At 55.6% G+C, this 18,771-nt stretch carries 17 protein-coding genes; 14 read left to right on the top strand and 3 right to left on the bottom strand.

Annotation, left to right across the window (positions count from 1 at the left end; genetic code table 11):
• Positions 1-202 precede the first annotated feature (202 nt).
• The 9 genes from F3J37_RS09870 to F3J37_RS09830 all read left to right on the top strand — a co-directional run bounded on the left by F3J37_RS09870 (position 203) and on the right by F3J37_RS09830 (position 11,038).
• Positions 203-2,764, top strand: a complete 2,562-nt coding sequence (locus F3J37_RS09870) for a class I adenylate cyclase (RefSeq protein WP_097118518.1) — start codon at positions 203-205, stop codon at positions 2,762-2,764.
• A gap of 135 nt (positions 2,765-2,899) precedes the next feature.
• The gene (lptM, locus tag F3J37_RS09865) at positions 2,900-3,103 is read left to right on the top strand and encodes an LPS translocon maturation chaperone LptM (RefSeq protein WP_166933217.1); all 204 of its coding nucleotides are present in this window, start codon (positions 2,900-2,902) and stop codon (positions 3,101-3,103) included.
• Between the two features lie 29 nt (positions 3,104-3,132).
• Positions 3,133-3,957: a diaminopimelate epimerase gene (dapF, locus tag F3J37_RS09860; RefSeq protein ID WP_166933384.1), complete on the top strand. Its 825-nt coding sequence runs from the start codon at positions 3,133-3,135 to the stop codon at positions 3,955-3,957.
• Positions 3,954-4,658: a DUF484 domain-containing protein gene (locus F3J37_RS09855; RefSeq protein ID WP_034827865.1), complete on the top strand. Its 705-nt coding sequence runs from the start codon at positions 3,954-3,956 to the stop codon at positions 4,656-4,658. The genes dapF and F3J37_RS09855 overlap by 4 nt, the downstream gene beginning before the upstream one ends.
• Complete coding sequence (xerC, locus tag F3J37_RS09850) at positions 4,655-5,566, top strand: tyrosine recombinase XerC (RefSeq protein WP_058960365.1); 912 nt, start codon at positions 4,655-4,657, stop codon at positions 5,564-5,566. The genes F3J37_RS09855 and xerC overlap by 4 nt, the downstream gene beginning before the upstream one ends.
• Entirely contained in the window at positions 5,563-6,279 is a 717-nt protein-coding gene (yigB, locus tag F3J37_RS09845; RefSeq protein WP_058960364.1) for a 5-amino-6-(5-phospho-D-ribitylamino)uracil phosphatase YigB, read from the top strand. Before xerC ends, yigB begins: the two co-directional genes overlap by 4 nt.
• A gap of 175 nt (positions 6,280-6,454) precedes the next feature.
• The gene (gene uvrD / locus F3J37_RS09840) at positions 6,455-8,617 is read left to right on the top strand and encodes a DNA helicase II (protein WP_058960397.1); all 2,163 of its coding nucleotides are present in this window, start codon (positions 6,455-6,457) and stop codon (positions 8,615-8,617) included.
• A 320-nt stretch (positions 8,618-8,937) separates the two neighbouring features.
• The gene (gene corA / locus F3J37_RS09835) at positions 8,938-9,891 is read left to right on the top strand and encodes a magnesium/cobalt transporter CorA (RefSeq protein WP_034827871.1); all 954 of its coding nucleotides are present in this window, start codon (positions 8,938-8,940) and stop codon (positions 9,889-9,891) included.
• Positions 9,892-9,985: 94 nt separating this feature from the next.
• On the top strand, positions 9,986-11,038 hold the full coding sequence (locus F3J37_RS09830; protein WP_166933215.1) for an AbrB family transcriptional regulator: 1,053 nt from the start codon (positions 9,986-9,988) through the stop codon (positions 11,036-11,038).
• On the opposite strand, the gene rarD is transcribed toward F3J37_RS09830, so the two are convergent.
• Complete coding sequence (gene rarD / locus F3J37_RS09825; protein ID WP_166933213.1) at positions 11,009-11,908, bottom strand: EamA family transporter RarD; 900 nt, start codon at positions 11,906-11,908, stop codon at positions 11,009-11,011. The two genes, F3J37_RS09830 and rarD, sit on opposite strands and share 30 nt — an antisense overlap.
• Positions 11,909-11,929: 21 nt before the next feature.
• Positions 11,930-12,400 (bottom strand): thioesterase family protein, encoded by a 471-nt coding sequence (locus F3J37_RS09820; protein WP_045815824.1) that lies wholly within the window; start codon positions 12,398-12,400, stop codon positions 11,930-11,932.
• A 165-nt stretch (positions 12,401-12,565) separates the two neighbouring features.
• On the opposite strand from F3J37_RS09820, the gene pldA reads away from it, so the two are divergent.
• From pldA to rhtC, 3 genes are read left to right on the top strand one after another with little or no spacing between them, the layout of a single operon-like run.
• Complete coding sequence (pldA, locus tag F3J37_RS09815) at positions 12,566-13,444, top strand: phospholipase A (protein WP_034827877.1); 879 nt, start codon at positions 12,566-12,568, stop codon at positions 13,442-13,444.
• A gap of 23 nt (positions 13,445-13,467) precedes the next feature.
• Positions 13,468-15,291, top strand: a complete 1,824-nt coding sequence (gene recQ / locus F3J37_RS09810; RefSeq protein WP_058960360.1) for an ATP-dependent DNA helicase RecQ — start codon at positions 13,468-13,470, stop codon at positions 15,289-15,291.
• 12 nt (positions 15,292-15,303) lie between these two features.
• Entirely contained in the window at positions 15,304-15,927 is a 624-nt protein-coding gene (rhtC, locus tag F3J37_RS09805) for a threonine export protein RhtC (RefSeq protein WP_034827887.1), read from the top strand.
• Between the two features lie 145 nt (positions 15,928-16,072).
• On the opposite strand, the gene rhtB is transcribed toward rhtC, so the two are convergent.
• The gene (gene rhtB, locus F3J37_RS09800; protein WP_034827889.1) at positions 16,073-16,696 is read right to left on the bottom strand and encodes a homoserine/homoserine lactone efflux protein; all 624 of its coding nucleotides are present in this window, start codon (positions 16,694-16,696) and stop codon (positions 16,073-16,075) included.
• Between the two features lie 104 nt (positions 16,697-16,800).
• On the opposite strand from rhtB, the gene pldB reads away from it, so the two are divergent.
• Both pldB and yigL read left to right on the top strand, forming a co-directional pair.
• Positions 16,801-17,793 carry a lysophospholipase L2 gene (pldB, locus tag F3J37_RS09795; protein WP_166933211.1) on the top strand — a complete coding sequence of 331 codons (993 nt, stop codon included), beginning with the start codon at positions 16,801-16,803 and terminating at the stop codon, positions 17,791-17,793.
• 32 nt (positions 17,794-17,825) lie between these two features.
• A complete protein-coding gene (gene yigL, locus F3J37_RS09790; protein WP_160868709.1) occupies positions 17,826-18,626 on the top strand; it encodes a sugar/pyridoxal phosphate phosphatase YigL in 801 nt (266 codons plus the stop codon).
• Positions 18,627-18,771 lie beyond the last annotated feature (145 nt).

Here is an 18,771-nt window from a genome sequence, read left to right as displayed (position 1 = left end):
CATTTTCTGACGTCTAAGTCCGAAAAAGCAGGGCTACATGGGGAACGTGCTAAACTGTCATGTAGCGCAACTTTCTTTACGGTCAATCCTCCAGGTGTTAGATTGATCACGTTTCCAGCAATAATTTGCCCAACATCTTTATTATTAAGCGGCAGGTTTTGGAAACAGGGTGCTTAACACTGGGACAATCAGGCGAAACGTCTTGTACCTCTACATTGAGACACTGAAACAGAGACTGGATGCAATTAACCAGCTGCGCGTTGATCGCGCACTGGCTGCTATGGGACCTGCCTTCCAGCAAGTCTACAGTCTGCTGCCAACATTACTGCACTATCATCACCCGCTGATGCCGGGCTACCTTGACGGTAGCGTTCCCCACGGTGTCAGCTTCTTCACGCCTGATGAAAACCAACAGCATTTGTTGCAACAGTTGGCAGGCGATCAGTCTCTGGATCTCAGCACTGCGGTCAAAGGTGAACGTCCGATTACCGGCATTTACTCGATGGGCAGTACCTCGTCTGTCGGTCAGAACAGCGTGTCCGATCTCGACATCTGGGTGTGTCATCAATCCTGGCTGGATAATGAAGAGCGCCTCAATCTGCAGCGCAAGTGTACCCTGTTGCAGAAATGGTGTGTGTCGATGGGTGTGGAAGTCAGTTTCTTCCTGATCGACGAGAATCGTTTCCGCCACAATGAGAGCGGCAGCCTCGGTGGTGAAGACTGCGGTTCTACCCAACATATTTTGCTGCTGGATGAGTTCTACCGTACCGCTGTGCGTATGGCGGGTAAACGCATCCTGTGGAACATGGTGCCCGGCGAAGAAGAGCACCATTACGACGATTACGTGATGTCACTCTATTCTCAAGGCGTGTTGACGCCGAATGAGTGGCTGGATCTCGGCGGTCTCGGCACGCTGTCAGCCGAAGAGTACTTCGGCGCCAGCTTGTGGCAGCTGTATAAAAGCATCGATTCACCGTACAAAGCGGTGCTGAAAACCCTGTTGTTAGAAGCGTACAGCTGGGAATACCCGAACACGCAATTGCTGGCGATGGATATCAAACAGCGCCTGCACGATGGCGAAATCGTCTGCTTCGGCCTCGACCCCTATTGCATGATGCTGGAGCGTGTGACGCGCTATCTGACCAGCGTCGATGACATGGCGCGCCTCGATTTGGTGCGTCGATGTTTCTATTTAAAAGTGTGTGAGAAGCTCTCGAGTGACGATCACCACCATCACCGCTCAGGCTGGCGTCGCGAGATTCTTTCGCAGCTGGTGAAAGAGTGGGGTTGGGATGAAGAGAAAATTGCGGTATTGGATAACCGCGCCCAGTGGAAAATTGAGCGTGTGCGTGAAGCGCACAACGAGTTGCTGGATGCGATGATGCAGAGCTATCGCAACCTGATCCGTTTTGCCCGTCGTAACAATTTAAGCGTCAGTGCCAGCCCGCAGGATATCGGCGTGCTGACGCGTAAACTGTATGCCGCGTTTGAAGCGTTGCCGGGCAAAGTGACGCTGGTGAACCCACAGATTTCGCCTGACCTGTCGGAAGATAATCTGACCTTTATTCATGTGCCGGAAGGTCGCGCCAATCGCGCCGGTTGGTATCTTTACAACCAGTCGCCGGACATGAGTTCGATCATCAGCCATCAGCCGCTGGAATATAACCGCTACCTGAACAAGTTAGTGGCGTGGGCGTGGTTCAACGGTTTGCTGACCAGCAAAACGCGTTTACATATGAAGGGCAACGAATTCTGCGATCTGCCGCGTTTGCAGGAGTTGGTGAACGATGTGTCGAGCCACTTCCCGCTGCGTGTACCTGCGCCGACGCCAAAAGCGTTGTACAGCCCGTGCGAAATCCGTCATCTGGCGATTATCGTTAACCTCGAACACGATCCGACCTCCGCCTTCCGCAATCAGGTGGTGCACTTTGATTTCCGCAAGCTGGATGTGTTCAGCTTCGGCCAGCAGCAACAGTGCCTGATTGGTAGCATTGATCTGCTGTACCGCAACTCATGGAATGAAGTGCGTACGCTGCACTTCAGCGGTGAGCAGGCGATGATCGAAGCGCTGAAAACCATTCTCGGCAAAATGCATCAGGACGCCGCACCGCCGGATACGGTGGAAGTGTTCTGCTACAGCCAGCATCTGCGCGGTTTGATTCGTACCCGCGTGCAGCAGCTGGTGTCTGAGTGCATTGAGCTGCGTCTGTCGAGTACCCGTCAGGAGCCAGGCCGCTTTAAAGCGCTGCGCATGGCGGGCCAGACGTGGGGCTTGTTCTTCGAGCGCATGAGCGTCTCGGTGCAGAAACTGGAAAATGCGGTCGAGTTCTACGGCGCAATTTCCAACAACAAGCTGCACGGTTTGTCGATCAAAGTGGAATCGAATCAGACGCCATTACCGCCGGTGGTGAACGGCTATGCCAGCGAAGGCATCATTCAGTTCTTCTTTGAAGACACCAATGACGATCGCGGCTTCAACATTTATATCCTCGACGAAACCAATCGCGTTGAGGTTTATCACCATTGTGAAGGCAGCAAAGAAGAGTTGGTGCGTGACGTGAGCCGTTTTTACTCCTCGTCGCATGACCGCTTCACCTATGGCTCCAGCTTTATCAACTTCAACCTGCCGCAGTTCTACCAGATTGTGCACGCGGGCGATCGCTTCCAGGTGATTCCATTCCGCAGCCAGACGCTGACACAGCTCTGTGCGACGCAGCCCGATAACGACAACGGCGATTTCCAGCCGCGCTACCAAATGCACTGATCCCGCCTGCGTTCGCGTGGTGGGATTGGCTTTTCCTCTGACATGCGCCCGGATTTGCGGGTATTTCCTGTTGCTTTTACAACGTCAACTGCGATGATAAGCAGCCAAGGCTTAAGGACAGGAAGAGCAGACAGAATGAGACATATGATAAGTCAGCTGGGTATGGCGCTGGCACTGGTCAGCCTCGCAGGCTGTGGCCTGAAAGGACCGCTGTATTTCCCGCCCAAAGATCAGCCGACCAAACAAAACCAGCAGGTCACCGAACAGCAGCAAAAAGCGGCACAGAATGCTGACGTTAACGGTTTGGTCACCAGCAAATCGGGTTCACAGGCGAACTAATCTCTATGAGTAATCCGGCGGAGCAGAAAATGCAGTTCTCGAAAATGCACGGTCTCGGCAACGATTTCATGGTTGTGGATGCCGTGACGCAAAACGTCTTTTTTTCGCCGGAACTGATTCGCCGTCTGGCGGATCGGCATCTGGGGATCGGTTTCGATCAGCTGCTGATCGTCGAACCGCCTTATGATCCGGATCTCGATTTTCATTACCGAATTTTCAACGCCGATGGCAGCGAAGTGGCTCAGTGCGGTAACGGTGCGCGCTGTTTTGCTCGCTTTGTGCGCCTGAAAGGGCTGACCAACAAAAGCGACATTCGCGTGAGTACGCAAACCGGTCGCATGGTGCTGAGCGTGACCAGCGATGAGCTGGTACGTGTCAACATGGGTGAACCCAACTTCGATCCGCAACAGGTGCCGCTGCGCGCCAATAAAGCGGAAAGCCTGTATCTGCAACGTGTTGCGGAGCAGACCGTGATGTTTGGTGCGGTGTCGATGGGCAACCCGCACTGTGTGATTCAGGTTGAGAGTGTGAAAACGGCCGCCGTGGAAACCCTCGGTCCGCTGCTGGAAAGCCACGAACGCTTCCCGGAGCGCGTCAACGTGGGCTTTATGGAAGTGGTTAATCCTGAACACATTCGTCTGCGCGTGTATGAACGCGGCGCGGGTGAAACCCAGGCCTGTGGCAGCGGCGCTTGCGCAGCCGTTGCCTGCGGCATTCAGCAAGGCATTCTGGCGGAAAAAGTTCGCGTTGATTTGCCTGGCGGAACGCTGCATATCGCCTGGAAAGGAGCGGGTCAGCCGCTGTTTATGACCGGGCCAGCCACACACGTCTACGATGGGTTTATTCATCTATGAAAAATGTCGAAGAGCAAACCGACAGCGCGGTTTTGCTGGACGATCAGTCGGTAAGCGCCTTCCTGCGCCAGAACCCCGATTTCTTTATTCGCAATGCGCGCCAGGTTGAACAGATGATGGTGCCGCACCCGGTGCGCGGCAGCGTATCGCTGGTAGAGTGGCACATGGCGCGTCAGCGCAACCACATCCAGCAGCTGGAAGAGGAAATCACGCTGTTGATGGAGCAGGCTACGGCCAACCATCAACTGTTCGATCGTCTGCTGGGGTTACAAGGCCATCTTGCCGCGGCGGACAGCCTGCAGGAAATGTTAACGCGTCTGCACCGTTGGGCGCGTGAGTTGGGTCTGGCCGGCGCCAATGTGCGGGTGTTCAACGACCATTGGCACATCGGCGCACCTTCTGATTTCACCCAGTTGGGTCTTTCTCGTCAGGCTTTTGAGCCGCTGCGTATTCAACGCTTTGGTGCTGAACATCATTACCTTGGCAGCCTGAATGGCCCGGAGTTACTGCTGTTGTTGCCTCAGGCGAAAGCCATCGGGTCGGTGGCGATGTCGCTGATGGGCGAACGCGGCGAGCTTGGCGTACTAATTTTCAGCAGCCGCGACAACCAGCATTATCAAGCGGGCATGGGCACTTTGCTGTTACAGCATCTGGCGCAAATGCTGCCGGATCTGCTGTCTCGCTGGATTGAACGCGCATGAGTGACGTCAGCCCGTTGCAGCCAGCCGTTGAGGGCTTTCTGCGTTATCTGAAAGTCGAACGCCAGCTCAGCCCGTTGACGCAAAAGAATTACACCCGCCAGTTGCAGACGATGACCGCGATGGCCGATGAGATGAAGATCGCCTCATGGGCACAACTGGAGCCCGCACAGGTTCGTCAGCTGGCGGCTCGCAGCCGTCGTGCCGGACTCGGGCCCAGCAGTCTGGCATTACGTATGTCAGCACTGCGCAGTTTTCTTGACTGGCAGGTCAGCCAGGGCATGTTGAGTGCCAATCCAGCCAAAGGCATTTCCACGCCGCGCAATGCTCGTCATCTGCCAAAAAATATGGATGTCGACGAGGTTAACCAACTGCTGGAGATCGACCTGAACGATCCGCTGGCGGTGCGCGACCGAGCGATGCTGGAAACCATGTACGGCGGCGGTTTACGTTTGTCGGAGCTGGTGGGCATGGATTGTCGTCATGTCGATCTTGACGCCGGTGAAGTGTGGGTGTTGGGGAAAGGCAGTAAAGAGCGACGTGTGCCGATTGGTGGCACGGCGGTGACCTGGCTGCAACACTGGCTGCCACTGCGTGCAAGCTTCGCGCCGCAGGATGATGCGATGTTTGTCTCCAGTCGCGGCACGCGTATTTCAGCGCGTAACGTGCAAAAGCGCTTTGCCGAGTGGGGCATTAAGCAGGGCGTGGCCAACCATATTCATCCGCATAAACTGCGCCACTCTTTTGCGACCCATTTACTCGAATCGAGTGGCGATCTGCGCGCGGTGCAGGAACTGCTCGGGCACGCTAATCTGTCGACCACGCAAATCTATACCCATCTCGATTTCCAGCATCTGGCGACCGTGTACGACGCGGCGCATCCACGTGCTAAACGAGGAAAGTCTGAATGAAGTTCTACCGCCCGCTGGGCCCGATCAAAGCGATCACTTTCGATCTCGACGATACGCTGTATGACAACCATCCGGTGATCCGTAAAACCACCGCCGAATCCCACGCCGCGTTGCAGGCCTTCCATCCGGCACTGCGTGAATTCACCCCCGCTGATTATCAGGCGCTACGTGACGAACTGCTGGCGCGTGAGCCGGAAATTTACCACGACGTGTCTGAGTGGCGCCGCCGCTCGGTTGAGCTGGCAATGATCAATATTGGCTTATCCGCTGCTGAAGCCCGCGCCGGTGCCAGCGAAGTGATGGGCGTGTTCCATCAGTGGCGCAGCGAAGTCGAGATGCCAGATGAGACGCACCAAACGCTGACGTGGCTGGGCGAGCGCGTCCCGCTGGTGGCGATCACCAACGGCAATGCCTGTCCGGAAAAACTGGGGATCAACCATTACTTCCAGTTCGCCCTGCGCGCCGGCCCGCACGGCCGTGCTAAGCCGTGGCAGGATATGTATCAGCTGGCGGCTGAGCGTTTGAACATCGCACCTGAGCATATTCTTCATGTGGGCGACGATCTCACCACCGATGTGGTCGGTTCAATAAACGCGGGCATGCAAGCCTGCTGGATCAACCTACGCGATGGCAATCTGATGAAGATTGATGATGCGCGTTTGCTGCCGCACGTCGAAATTCATCAGTTGGCATCGCTGACCTCGCTGCTATAATGCTGTATGTTCATCCAGCTAATGGCTGGATGATGGCAGGCATTTCCTGACGCACAAATCGTAGCGGCACCCTTCATTTTGCGATGAATAGCGCCGCTACAAATGGTGCGTTGACTGAATGCTGAGAAACCGCATTTCTCAATCCTCCTTTTATTATTTTGGCAAAACGGTGCTTATGGACGTTTCTGATCTGCTTAACGGCTTGAATGACAAACAGCGCGAGGCGGTCGCCGCGCCGCGCAGCAATCTGCTGGTGCTGGCCGGGGCAGGCAGTGGCAAAACGCGCGTGCTGGTGCATCGCATTGCCTGGCTGCTGTCGGTAGAGAATTGCTCGCCTTACTCGATCATGGCGGTGACCTTTACCAACAAAGCGGCGGCTGAAATGCGCCATCGTATCGATCAACTGATCGGCACCAGTCAGGGCGGTATGTGGATTGGTACCTTCCACGGCCTGGCGCACCGTTTACTGCGTGCCCATCATCTTGATGCCAATCTGCCGCAGGATTTCCAGATTCTCGATAGCGACGATCAGCTGCGCCTGCTCAAGCGTCTGATCAAAGCCATGAACCTTGATGAGAAACAGTGGCCTGCACGCCAGGGCATGTGGTACATCAACGGCAAAAAAGATGAAGGGCTGCGTCCAAAACACATCGAAAGCTACGGTAATCCGATCGAACAAACCTGGCTGCGCATCTATCAGGCTTATCAGGAGGCTTGCGATCGCGCGGGCTTAGTGGATTTTGCCGAACTGCTGCTGCGTGCGCATGAGCTGTGGCTGAACAAGCCGCATATCCTGAATCATTACCGCGAGCGTTTTAGCAACGTGCTGGTGGACGAATTCCAGGATACCAACAACATCCAGTACGCGTGGATCCGTATGCTGGCGGGCGATACTGGTCGCGTGATTATCGTCGGGGATGACGATCAGTCGATTTACGGCTGGCGTGGCGCGCAGGTCGAGAACATCCAGCGCTTCCTGCAGGATTTCCCTGGCGCGGAAACCATTCGCCTGGAGCAAAACTACCGCTCGACCAATAACATCCTGAAAGCGGCCAACACGCTGATCGCCAATAACAATGGTCGCCTCGGTAAAGAGCTGTGGACCGATGGCAGTGACGGCGAAAAGATATCCCTCTACTGCGCGTTTAACGAATTAGACGAAGCGCGCTTCGTGGTCAACCGCATCAAAACCTGGCATGAGAATGGCAACGCGCTGCAGGATTGCGCCATTCTTTACCGCAGCAACGCCCAGTCGCGCGTGCTGGAAGAAGCGCTGTTGCAAGGCAGCATGCCGTACCGCATTTACGGCGGCATGCGCTTCTTCGAACGCCAGGAGATCAAAGATGCGCTGGCGTATCTGCGTCTGATGGCGAACCGCAATGACGATGCCGCGTTTGAGCGCGTGGTGAACACGCCAGTGCGCGGCGTGGGCGATCGCACATTGGATGTGGTGCGCCAGACCGCGCGCGAACAGCAATTAACGCTGTGGCAAGCGACGCGTGAACTGCTGCAAAACAAAGCCCTGGCGGGACGTGCGGCTTCCGCGCTACAACGCTTCTGCGAGCTGGTGGATTCACTGGCTACGGAAACTGCCGACATGCCGCTGCATGTGCAGACCGATCGCGTGATCAAGGATTCCGGCCTGTGGATCATGTACGAGCAGGAAAAGGGCGAAAAAGGCCAGGCACGTATCGAAAACTTAGAGGAGCTGGTGACGGCAACGCGTCAGTTCAGCTATCAGGACGAGGACGAAGATCTGATGCCGCTGCAGGCGTTTCTGTCGCATGCGGCGCTGGAGGCCGGTGAAGGTCAGGCCGACAAATGGCAGGATGCGGTACAGCTGATGACCATGCACTCGGCGAAAGGTCTTGAGTTCACTCAGGTATTTATCGTGGGTATGGAAGAGGGCATGTTCCCAAGCCAGATGTCGCTGGATGAAGGCGGACGTCTGGAAGAGGAGCGTCGTCTTGCCTACGTTGGCGTCACGCGCGCGATGGAGAAGCTCACGCTGACCTACGCCGAAACTCGCCGCCTTTATGGTAAAGAAGTGTATCACCGTCCATCGCGCTTCATCGGCGAATTGCCGGAAGAGTGCGTCGAGGAAGTGCGTCTGCGCGCCAGCGTCAGCCGTCCGGTGAGCCATCAACGCATGGGCACGCCAATCACGGAAAACGACAGTGGATTCGCGCTGGGCCAGCGTGTACGCCATGCCAAATTCGGTGAAGGCACCATCATCAACCTCGAAGGCAGCGGTGAACACAGCCGCTTGCAGGTGGCATTTCAGGGCCAGGGCATCAAGTGGCTGGTGGCGGCGTACGCGCGTCTGGAAACGGTGTAGCGCCGTTGCGTTACCTTGACGACTTTTTCGTCTCAGCGTAACATGCGCGCACTATTATCATGAGAGGACAATGCCTTGGACGCGCCCAGTCGATGCTGGCTCAACCGCCTGTTTAACAGGAATAACATCTAAGGCTACCTCTATACGCGGGTAGCCTTAGCGGTTATCAGCGACCTCCCTTTACACTCTCGTCGCACGAGTCAGCACTGATTTACCCTTGAAGCGAAAGTTTCCGCGTTCAGGCTTTGCCGTGCCCGTTTTGCCTTCGGCATCACGGTGTGCCGCCTTGTCCCATTAAGTCTGCAATGGGGAGTATTGCTATGCTGAGCGCTTTTAAACTCGAACGCGATCGCCTGACGCGCATCGAACTGGAAGATAACAACGACACACTCAACACCTCGGTGTGGGTCGATCTCATCGAGCCCGACGACACTGAGCGTGATCGTGTGCAATCCGAGCTGGGTCAAAGCCTGGCGACGCGTCCGGAGCTGGAAGACATCGAGGCCTCCGCACGTTTCTTCGAAGATGAAGATGGTCTGCACATTCACTCCTTCTTCTTCTTTGAAGATGCGGAAGACCACGCTGGCAACTCCACCGTGGCATTCACCATCCGTGAAGATCGCCTCTATACATTACGCGAGCGCGAGCTGCCGGCTTTTCGTCTGTATCGTATGCGTGCGCGCAACCAGACGCTGACCGATGGCAACGCCTACGAGCTGTTGCTGGATCTGTTTGAGACGAAAATCGAACAGCTGGCGGATGAGATCGAGAACATCTATAGCGCGCTGGAAAAACTCAGCCGCGTGATCATGGAAGGGCAACAGGGCGAAGAGTACGATCAGGCGCTGTCGCGTCTGGCGGAGCTGGAGGATATCGGCTGGAAAGTGCGTTTGTGTCTGATGGATACCCAACGTGCATTGAACTTCCTGGTGCGTAAAGCCCGTCTGCCAGGCAATCAGCTGGAGCAGGCGCGTGAGATCCTGCGTGATATCGAATCCCTGCTGCCGCACAACGAATCGCTGTTCCAGAAGGTCAACTTTCTGATGCAGGCGGCGATGGGCTTTATCAACATCGAGCAGAACCGCATCATTAAGATCTTCTCAGTGGTGTCGGTGGTGTTCCTGCCACCCACGCTAGTGGCATCCAGCTACGGGATGAACTTCGAGTTTATGCCTGAGCTGAAATGGAGTTTTGGTTATCCTGGCGCGATTACGCTGATGATCCTTGCCGGTCTGGCGCCGTACCTCTATTTCAAACGGAAAAACTGGTTGTAACCTTTTCGGGGCCGCATTTGCGGCCCTTTAAACTGGCGCTGCATCACAATTCTGCGTAGGCTGTTGTCACTTCTCACTTTCTGATTTCCACCCTATGGCGCGTTTTTCTTTGCGACAGCAGTGGACCATTCTGCTGATTGCTTCGTTAGTACTGGGGATCATTCTCCAGCTGTTTCACCTTCCTGCTGCACTGCTTTTAGGTCCGATGATCGTCGGAACCGTCATGGGCCTTTCTGGCGCCACCGTACGCATCGACAAACGTTTGTTTGTGCTCGCACAAGCGGTGTTGGGTTGCATGATCGGGCAAACACTGTCACCGGCTATTCTCTCACCGCTGTTAGCGGATTGGCCGGTGGTGCTGGCGGTGTTGGTGCTTACGCTGGCGGCCAGCGGTTTGTCAGGTTTTCTACTGGTGCGCTTTAGCAACCTTCCAGGGCCAACCGGTGCGTGGGGATCGTCTCCCGGCGGCGCTTCTGCGATGGTGGCGATGGCCGGTGATTTCGGTGCGGACGTGCGCTTAGTGGCGTTTATGCAGTATCTGCGCGTGCTGTTTGTGGCGACTGCGGCGGCAGTGGTGGCGCGCATTGGGCTGGGCACCAACGGTGGTGCAGTGGAGCTGGTATGGTTCCCTGCTTTACAAAGCAGCTTCATCCTGACATTGGTGGTGATGTTCGCGGGCGCCTGGCTGGGACAAAAACTGCATATCCCTTCGGGTGCGCTGCTGCTGCCCGCGCTGATTGGTGCGACGCTCCACGGCACCGATGTCGCCACTTTGCAGGTGCCGGAGTGGTTGCTGGCGCTGGCCTATGCGTTGATTGGCTGGAGCGTGGGTTTGCGCTTTACGCGCCCGATCTTCCTGCTGGCGCTGCGCACCCTTCCGCAAATGCTGGTGTCGATTTTCGGCTTGATGCTGCTGTGTGGTGGATTGGCGTGGATGCTGACGCAGGTGCTGCACGTCGATCTGATGACGGCGTATCTGGCAACCAGCCCGGGCGGGCTGGATACCGTGGCGATTATTGCGGCGGGCAGCCGGGTCGATATCGCGTTTGTGATGGCGTTGCAGACCTTACGCCTGTTCACCATCCTGCTGACCGGCCCGGCTATCGCGCGCTTTATCTCACGCTACGCGCACGCGGGTGCGAGCTGAGAACGCGATTGCATCAGCGATAAATACGGCGAGTGCCAGCCAGATAAAGCCGAAGGTGACCATCTTGTCCGGCGTCAGGCTCTCGCCGTAGAACAGCACGGCCAAAAGGAACATCAACGTGGGACCGAGGTATTGGAAAAAGCCCACGGTCGACAAACGCAGACGCGCACAGGCGGCGGCAAACAGCATCAGCGGAATCGTGGTGACGATGCCCGCCGCGATCAGCTTGAAATTGAGGCTCATTGGATTGGCGCTGAGGTGGCTGGTGGCGCTGTCAGCAAAGCCAAACAAGTAGATGGCCGCCAGCGGGAATAACCATGCGGTCTCGATCAGCATGCCGCTCTGCGCATCCACCTGAATTTTCTTTCTCAGCAAACCATAGACGGCAAAACTTAGCGCCAGTCCCAGGCCAATAATCGGCAGCGAGCCAAATTGCCACAGCTGCACCAGTACGCCAATCGTTGCCAGCAACACCGCCAGCCACTGCAAGCGGCGGAAGCGCTCGCGCAGGAACAGCATGCCAAACACTACGTTGATCAGCGGGTTGATAAAGTAGCCGAGGCTGGCTTCCAGCATATGCTGATTATTCACTGCCCAGATAAACAGCAGCCAGTTGCCGCCAATGGTGACGGCAGTGACGGCCAGCAGCAGCACTTTCTTTGGTTGAGCCAGCACTGTGCGTACCTGCTGCCAGCTGCGGCTCAGGGTAATCAGCACCAGCATAAACAGTGCCGACCAAATCACGCGATGCGTCATGATTTCTGTTGGCGGGACTTCTTTCACCAGCTTGAAGTAGGCTGGCGCAATGCCCCAGATAAAATAAGCGCCGAGCGCATAGCCAATGCCCTGACGCGTTTGTTGCGTATCCATCATGCTTTCCAAAAAAGGTAACTAGCCAATCAAATAGGTGGCGGTTGCTGTGGCGATATAATCGCCCTGCTGGTTGTGCAGTTCCACTCGCGCTACCGCCACTTTATTGCCGGCGCGCAGCAGGCTGCTGGTGGCGACAAAGCGATCGCCGCGTCCGGGACGTAAATAATCAACGCGCATATCGATAGTGCCCATGCGCGACAGACGCTGACGCAGTTCCTCTTCGCTGATGCTTTCCTGACGCGACAGTGCATGACTGACGCACACCAGACCGGCGGCGACATCCAGTACTGAGGCAATCACGCCGCCGTGCAAAATCTGCTGCGCCGCATTGCCGACCAGCATGGTTTTGTTGGCAAAGCCCAACTCGGCGTAATCCGCTTCGAGTCGATCCAGCTCTAAACCCAGCGCCTGGTTGAAGGGCATGTGATAAACAAAGATTTCGCCAATCAAGCGGCGAGCTTCCTGCTGTGACAGCAACGGGGATGACATGTTTTCTGCCTTAAGATGTTAAAGAGTTGTGTATATTATGCCGCGTTCGCGCGGCTTTCCAGTTTCAGAAATCGGCACTGATCAACCTGTCTCTTTGCGTGTAGAATGGCGTGCTTTTTGAACATGGGCCTAATAATGACAACACGCAGTTCCCTGGAGAATGTTATGCGTAAGCTATACGCGTTGCTGACCGCAGCTTTGATGATACCTGCGCTGGCACAGGCTGATGAAGCCACCATAAAAGAGGTGCATGACGCCCCGGCAGTGAAGGGCAGTATTATTGCGAACCTGTTGGAGAAACACGATAACCCGTTCGTGCTTTATCCTTACGAAAACAACTATTTGCTCTACACCTACACCAGCGACATGAACAAAGAGGCGATCTCTTCGTACAACTGGGCGGACAAAGCAAAAAACGATGAAGTAAAATTTCAGCTCAGCCTGGCGTTCCCGCTGTGGCGTGGCATTCTGGGTGATAATTCGGTACTGGCCGCATCCTATACGCAACGTTCATGGTGGCAGCTCTCTAACCGTGGAGCCTCATCGCCGTTCCGTGAAACCAACTATGAGCCGCAGATTTTCCTTGGCTGGGCAACGGATTACACCTTTGCCGGCTGGACACTGCGTGATATTGAAACCGGTCTGAACCACGAGTCGAACGGCCGCAGCGATCCGACTTCACGCAGCTGGAACCGCGTCTATGCGCGTCTGATGGCACAGAACGGTAACTTCCTCGCGGAAATCAAACCCTGGTATCGCATTCCAGAAAATGAAAATAACGATGATAACCCCGACATCACCAAGTACATGGGCTACTATCGCGCCAAGCTCGGTTATGAAATGGGTGAAAGTATTTTCAGTGTGGAAGGTAATTACAACTGGAACAGCGGCTACGGCGGCGCGACTTTTGCCTGGAGCTATCCTATCTCTGAACATGTGCGCTTTTACACCCAGCTGTTCAGCGGGTATGGTGAATCGCTTATCGACTATAACCACCGCCAGACACGTTTTGGCGTGGGCGTAACACTTAACGATCTGTTCTAACCAGTCAGAAAAACAGGATTACCGTGGCAACATCGGCAGTGCTTAATCAGGAAATGCTGGCGCAGCAGGTATTACAAGATACCTTCGGCTACCAGCAATTTCGTCCCGGTCAGCAAACCATCATCGAAACCGCTCTTGCCGGGCGTGATTGTCTGGTGGTGATGCCGACCGGCGGCGGGAAATCGCTGTGCTATCAAATCCCGGCGCTGGTGCGCGAAGGGTTGACGCTGGTGGTTTCACCGCTGATCTCACTGATGAAAGATCAGGTCGATCAATTGCTGGCCAACGGCGTGGCAGCGGCGTGTCTTAACTCGACGCAAACGCGTGAGCAGCAGCAACAGGTCTTTGCGGATTGCCGTACTGGCAAGCTGAAACTGCTGTATATCGCGCCTGAACGCCTGATGATGGATAACTTCCTCGACAGCCTGCACCAGTGGAATCCGGTGATGCTGGCGGTGGATGAAGCGCACTGTATCTCACAATGGGGCCATGATTTCCGCCCGGAATATGGCTCGATTGGTCAACTGCGTCAGCGTTTCCCGGATCTGCCGGTGATGGCGCTGACGGCAACCGCTGACGAAACCACGCGTAATGACATCGCTCATCTGTTGCAGATGGACGATCCGCTGATTCAAATCAGCAGCTTTGACCGCCCGAATATTCGCTACACGCTGGTGGAGAAATTCAAACCCACCGATCAGCTGTTGCGCTACGTGCAAGAGCAGCGCGGTAAGAGCGGCATTATTTACTGTAACAGCCGTGCCAAGGTGGAAGACACGGCTGCGCGTTTGCAAAGCCGTGGGCTGAGTGTCGGCGCGTATCACGCCGGTATCGACAGCGCTCAGCGTGCGCACGTGCAGGAAGCCTTCCAGCGCGATGACTTACAAATCGTGGTCGCCACCGTGGCGTTTGGTATGGGCATTAACAAACCTAACGTGCGTTTCGTGGTGCACTTCGATATTCCGCGCAATATCGAATCCTACTATCAGGAAACCGGCCGCGCCGGGCGTGATGGCCTGCCCGCAGAAGCGATGATGCTTTACGATCCGGCGGATATGGCGTGGCTCCGTAAATGTCTGGAGGAGAAAGCGCCGGGCCCGTTACAGGACATTGAGCGTCACAAGCTCAATGCGATGGGCGCGTTTGCCGAAGCGCAAACCTGCCGTCGTTTAGTGCTGCTCAACTACTTTGGTGAAGGGCGTCAGCAGCAGTGCGGCAACTGCGATATCTGCCTTGATCCTCCGCGTCGCTATGATGGTTTGGTGGAGGCGCAGAAGGCGCTTTCCAGCATCTATCGTACCGGCCAGCGCTTCGGTATGGGCTATATTGTCGACGTGCTGCGCGGTTCCACTAACCACCGCGTTCGCGATAACGGGCACGACAAATTGCCGGTGTACGGCATTGGTCGTGAGCAGAGCCAGGAGCATTGGGTCAGCGTGCTGCGTCAGCTGATCCACCTTGGTATGGTGACGCAAAATATCGCCATGCACTCCGCTTTACAGCTGACGGAGGCAGCGCGTCCGGTACTGCGAGCCGAAGTGCCGCTGATGCTGGCGGTGCCGCGTATCGTCACGGTGAAGAGCCGCAGCAGTTCACCAAAAGTGCACAGCGGTAATTATGATCGCACGCTGTTTGGCAAACTGCGTAAATTGCGTAAGGCGATTGCCGACGAATCCAATATTCCGCCGTATGTGGTGTTTAACGATGCCACATTAATTGAGATGGCGGAGCAAATGCCGATTACCGCGTCAGAAATGTTGAGCGTGAACGGTGTCGGTCATCGCAAGCTGGAACGTTTTGGTAAACCGTTCCTGGTGATGATCAAAGAACATGTCGATGAAGAGTAAAGGAAAGAAACCATGTTGATGTTATTCGCCACCGTCGCGCTGGTGCATTTGGTTGCGCTGATGAGTCCCGGCCCGGACTTCTTCTTTGTGTCGCAAACGGCGGCCAGCCGTTCACGTAAAGAGGCGATGATGGGCGTGTTGGGCATTACGCTGGGAATCGTAATCTGGGCCGGTGTGGCGCTGATGGGCTTGCATCTGATCCTGCAAAAAATGGCCTGGCTGCATGAAATCATCATGGTGGGCGGTGGTTTGTACCTGCTGTGGATGGGTTGGCAACTCCTGCGCTCGGCACGTCAGCAGCATAAAGCCCCGCAGGTTGATGCGCCGGTGGTGGAGCTGCCAAAAAAAGGCATGAGTTTCCTGAAAGGTTTTCTGACTAATCTGTCGAACCCGAAAGCGATTATCTATTTCGGCAGCGTGTTCTCACTGTTTGTCGGCAACGATGTGGGCGCGATGGAACGCTGGGGCCTGTTTCTGCTGATTATCGGCGAGACCTTTGCCTGGTTCACACTGGTCGCGGCGATTTTTGCACTACCGTGGATGCGTGATAAGTATCAGCGTATGGCGAAGTGGGTCGATGGGATGGCGGGTGTGCTGTTTGCCGGATTCGGCATTCACCTGATTATCTCGCGTTAAATCGGGTTTACTTGCCATTACGGCACCGGGCAGTGTTCGCGCGCTTTACGTTCAGCATCTGTGCTTCAGAACTTGCACACTGACCACCTCGAAATAGCTGCGGCAATAAGGTTTATCACCTTGGTGCCGCAGTTTTTAAAACGTCTTACGCGATTCTGCGCGCACTCGCCAGCAACGCACCAACGGCCATAAATAGCCCACCAAAGGTGCGGTTCATCAGCTTCATCTGCTTTGGCCCTTTAATCCAGCCCGCAATACGGGTTGCCAGCGTGGCGTAACCAATCATCACGATAATATCGACCACGATGGTGGTGACACCGAGCACCAGATACTGCATCAACTGCGGCTGGTGTGGCTGAATAAACTGCGGGAACAGCGCGGCGAGAAACACGATGCTTTTCGGGTTGGTGAGATTCACCAGAATGGCGCGTTTGAACAAACGACGACGCGGCATCGCTTTTGCCACGGCATCCAAATCAATACCGCCTGCGGAACGCCACTGCTGAATGCCCAGCCACACCAAATAGGCGGCGCCTGCCCACTTCAGCACTTCAAACGCCATGATCGATTGTGAAAATAGCGCACCCAAACCGGCACCCACCAGCACAATGTGAATCGCCAGCCCAAGCTGTAAGCCAGTGATGGAAGCCGCAGCGCCGCGATAGCCATGGCTGATGCCGGTGCTCATGGTGTTGATGGCACCGGAACCGGGTGAAAGACTGAGGATAGTTGTAGTCAACAGGTAGGTTAACCACCATTCAATGGTCATGTGTGACATTCCCTGAAGTGAACGAAGTGTGACACAATACGCCAGAATATCGCGGTGCGCTATGGCGTACAGACGCGCGATGAGGCTTTTTTTCAGGGGGACGGATGCAGCATCACAAACAGCGTTGGCTCGGGCGAGAGAAAGGCTTTTCCGCCTTTGCTACCGGTCCGCTGCTCGACTTCTGGCGTCGTCGTGAAGAGTGCGAATTCACCGGTGTCGGTAACCTGAAGATTCGCTATGTTCGTTTCACCTCACCGCAACATCGCCGTGTCATCCTGATTGTTCCAGGCCGCATCGAAAGCTATATCAAATACCCGGAACTGGCTTACGATCTGTTTCACTGCGGCTATGACGTGGTGATTATTGACCATCGCGGGCAGGGCCGCTCCGATCGCTTGCTGGCGGATTCGCATCGCGGCCATGTGGTGGAGTTCAGCCACTATGTTGACGACTTAGAAACGCTGTATCTGAAAGAGATGGTCAGCAACCATTATCAGCAACGCTACGTGCTGGCGCATTCGATGGGCGGCGCGATTTTAGCGCTGTTTCTGGCGCGTCAGCCGCAGGCGTTCCATGCCGCAGTATTTTCGGCACCGATGTTTGGCATTGTGCTGCCGTTGCCTGACTGGATGGCGCACCCGATTCTGGACTGGGCGGAAAAACTGCCTGCCATTCGCGAACGCTATGCGCTTGGCACCGGCCGCTGGCGCGCCAGCCCGTTTGGCATTAATCGCCTGACGCACAGCCGGGAGCGCTATCGGAGCAACCTGCGTTTTTACGCGGACGATCCAGGACTACGCGTCGGTGGCCCGACCTATCATTGGGTGCGCGAAGGCGTCTATGCCGGACGCAGTATCATCAGCCAGGCGGCGAAAATCACCACGCCTTCCCTGGTGTTACAGGCCAGCGAAGACGATGTGGTGGATAACCGCGCACAAGATATTTTTTGTACGGCGATGGCTGACGCGGGACATCCCTGCGAAGGCACCGTGCCGTATGTGATTCAAGGCGCGCGTCACGAGATTTTGTTCGAAACAGACGCCATGCGCGCTGAAGCGCTCAACCTGGTGGTCGATTTTTTCGAGCGCCACGTTTAACTCATTTTCCGACATCAATACCAGAGGTTTACATGTACCACATCGTCGCATCCGACCTGGATGGCACGCTGCTCTCACCGGAACACCGCCTGACACCTTTTGCCCGTACCACGCTGCAGGAACTGGTGGCGCAAGATGTCCACTTCGTTTTCGCCACCGGCCGCCACTATATCGACGTAGGCCAGATGCGCGATAACCTTGGCATTCCGGCGTACATGATTACTTCCAACGGGGCTCGCGTGCACAACGCAGACGGTGAACTGGTGTTTAGCCATAACCTCGACGCCGACATCGCCAGCGAGCTTTACGGTCTGCAGTACCACGATGAGCATATCCTGACGCACGTGTATCGCGACGATGAGTGGTATATGAGCCGTCATCGCCCGGAGGAGCAGGACTATTTCCGTGAGTCAGTGTTCAACTATCAGGTTTATCAGCCGGGCATGCTTGAAACCGACGGCATCAGCAAGGTGTTCTTTACCTGCGACGATCCCGAACGTCTGGTGCCGCTGGAGCTGGCGATCGAAGCGCGCTGGGGCGATCGCGTTAACGTCAGCTTCTCACTGCCGACCTGTCTGGAAGTGATGGCGGGTGGCGTATCGAAAGGTCACGCGCTAGAAGCAGTATCAAAGCAGCTTGGCTTCTCACTGAAAGAGTGCATCGCTTTTGGTGATGGCATGAATGATGTGGAAATGCTGAGTATGGCGGGTAAAGGCTGCATCATGCGTAATGCGCATCAGCGGTTGAAAGATACCTTGCCGACGCTGGAAGTCATTGGCAGCAACGCCGAAGATGCGGTGCCGCATACGTTGCGTAAGTTGTTCCTTGCTTAAAAAAATGGGCCGGTGATACCTAATGCCGATCAGTTAAGGATCAGTTGAACGATCCAGTGGCTGTGTAAGAATCCGGAAACGCTTCGTTTCCGGATTTTTTTATGCAGCTCAGTCAGGCCCTTGATATCGTCTCTCGTTACGATTC

It is taken from the genome of Candidatus Pantoea communis, from assembly GCF_011752685.1.
Taxonomy (GTDB): Bacteria; Pseudomonadota; Gammaproteobacteria; order Enterobacterales; family Enterobacteriaceae; genus Pantoea; species Pantoea communis.
Note: the sequence above shows the minus strand (reverse complement) of the source record. Positions and strands in the feature narration are given on the sequence as shown.

Excerpts from the sequence above, each read along its gene's own strand:
- F3J37_RS09855 (WP_034827865.1), top strand. The coding sequence starts at position 3,954 with ATGAAAAATGTCGAAGAGCAAACCGACAGCGCGGTTTTGCTGGACGAT.
- F3J37_RS09830 (WP_166933215.1), top strand. The coding sequence starts at position 9,986 with ATGGCGCGTTTTTCTTTGCGACAGCAGTGGACCATTCTGCTGATTGCT.
- F3J37_RS09820 (WP_045815824.1), bottom strand. The coding sequence starts at position 12,400 with ATGTCATCCCCGTTGCTGTCACAGCAGGAAGCTCGCCGCTTGATTGGC.
- lptM (WP_166933217.1), top strand. The coding sequence starts at position 2,900 with ATGAGACATATGATAAGTCAGCTGGGTATGGCGCTGGCACTGGTCAGC.
- pldA (WP_034827877.1), top strand. The coding sequence starts at position 12,566 with ATGCGTAAGCTATACGCGTTGCTGACCGCAGCTTTGATGATACCTGCG.
- uvrD (WP_058960397.1), top strand. The coding sequence starts at position 6,455 with ATGGACGTTTCTGATCTGCTTAACGGCTTGAATGACAAACAGCGCGAG.
- corA (WP_034827871.1), top strand. The coding sequence starts at position 8,938 with ATGCTGAGCGCTTTTAAACTCGAACGCGATCGCCTGACGCGCATCGAA.
- rhtB (WP_034827889.1), bottom strand. The coding sequence starts at position 16,696 with ATGACCATTGAATGGTGGTTAACCTACCTGTTGACTACAACTATCCTC.
- pldB (WP_166933211.1), top strand. The coding sequence starts at position 16,801 with ATGCAGCATCACAAACAGCGTTGGCTCGGGCGAGAGAAAGGCTTTTCC.
- rarD (WP_166933213.1), bottom strand. The coding sequence starts at position 11,908 with ATGGATACGCAACAAACGCGTCAGGGCATTGGCTATGCGCTCGGCGCT.
- dapF (WP_166933384.1), top strand. The coding sequence starts at position 3,133 with ATGCAGTTCTCGAAAATGCACGGTCTCGGCAACGATTTCATGGTTGTG.
- xerC (WP_058960365.1), top strand. The coding sequence starts at position 4,655 with ATGAGTGACGTCAGCCCGTTGCAGCCAGCCGTTGAGGGCTTTCTGCGT.
- rhtC (WP_034827887.1), top strand. The coding sequence starts at position 15,304 with ATGTTGATGTTATTCGCCACCGTCGCGCTGGTGCATTTGGTTGCGCTG.
- yigB (WP_058960364.1), top strand. The coding sequence starts at position 5,563 with ATGAAGTTCTACCGCCCGCTGGGCCCGATCAAAGCGATCACTTTCGAT.
- yigL (WP_160868709.1), top strand. The coding sequence starts at position 17,826 with ATGTACCACATCGTCGCATCCGACCTGGATGGCACGCTGCTCTCACCG.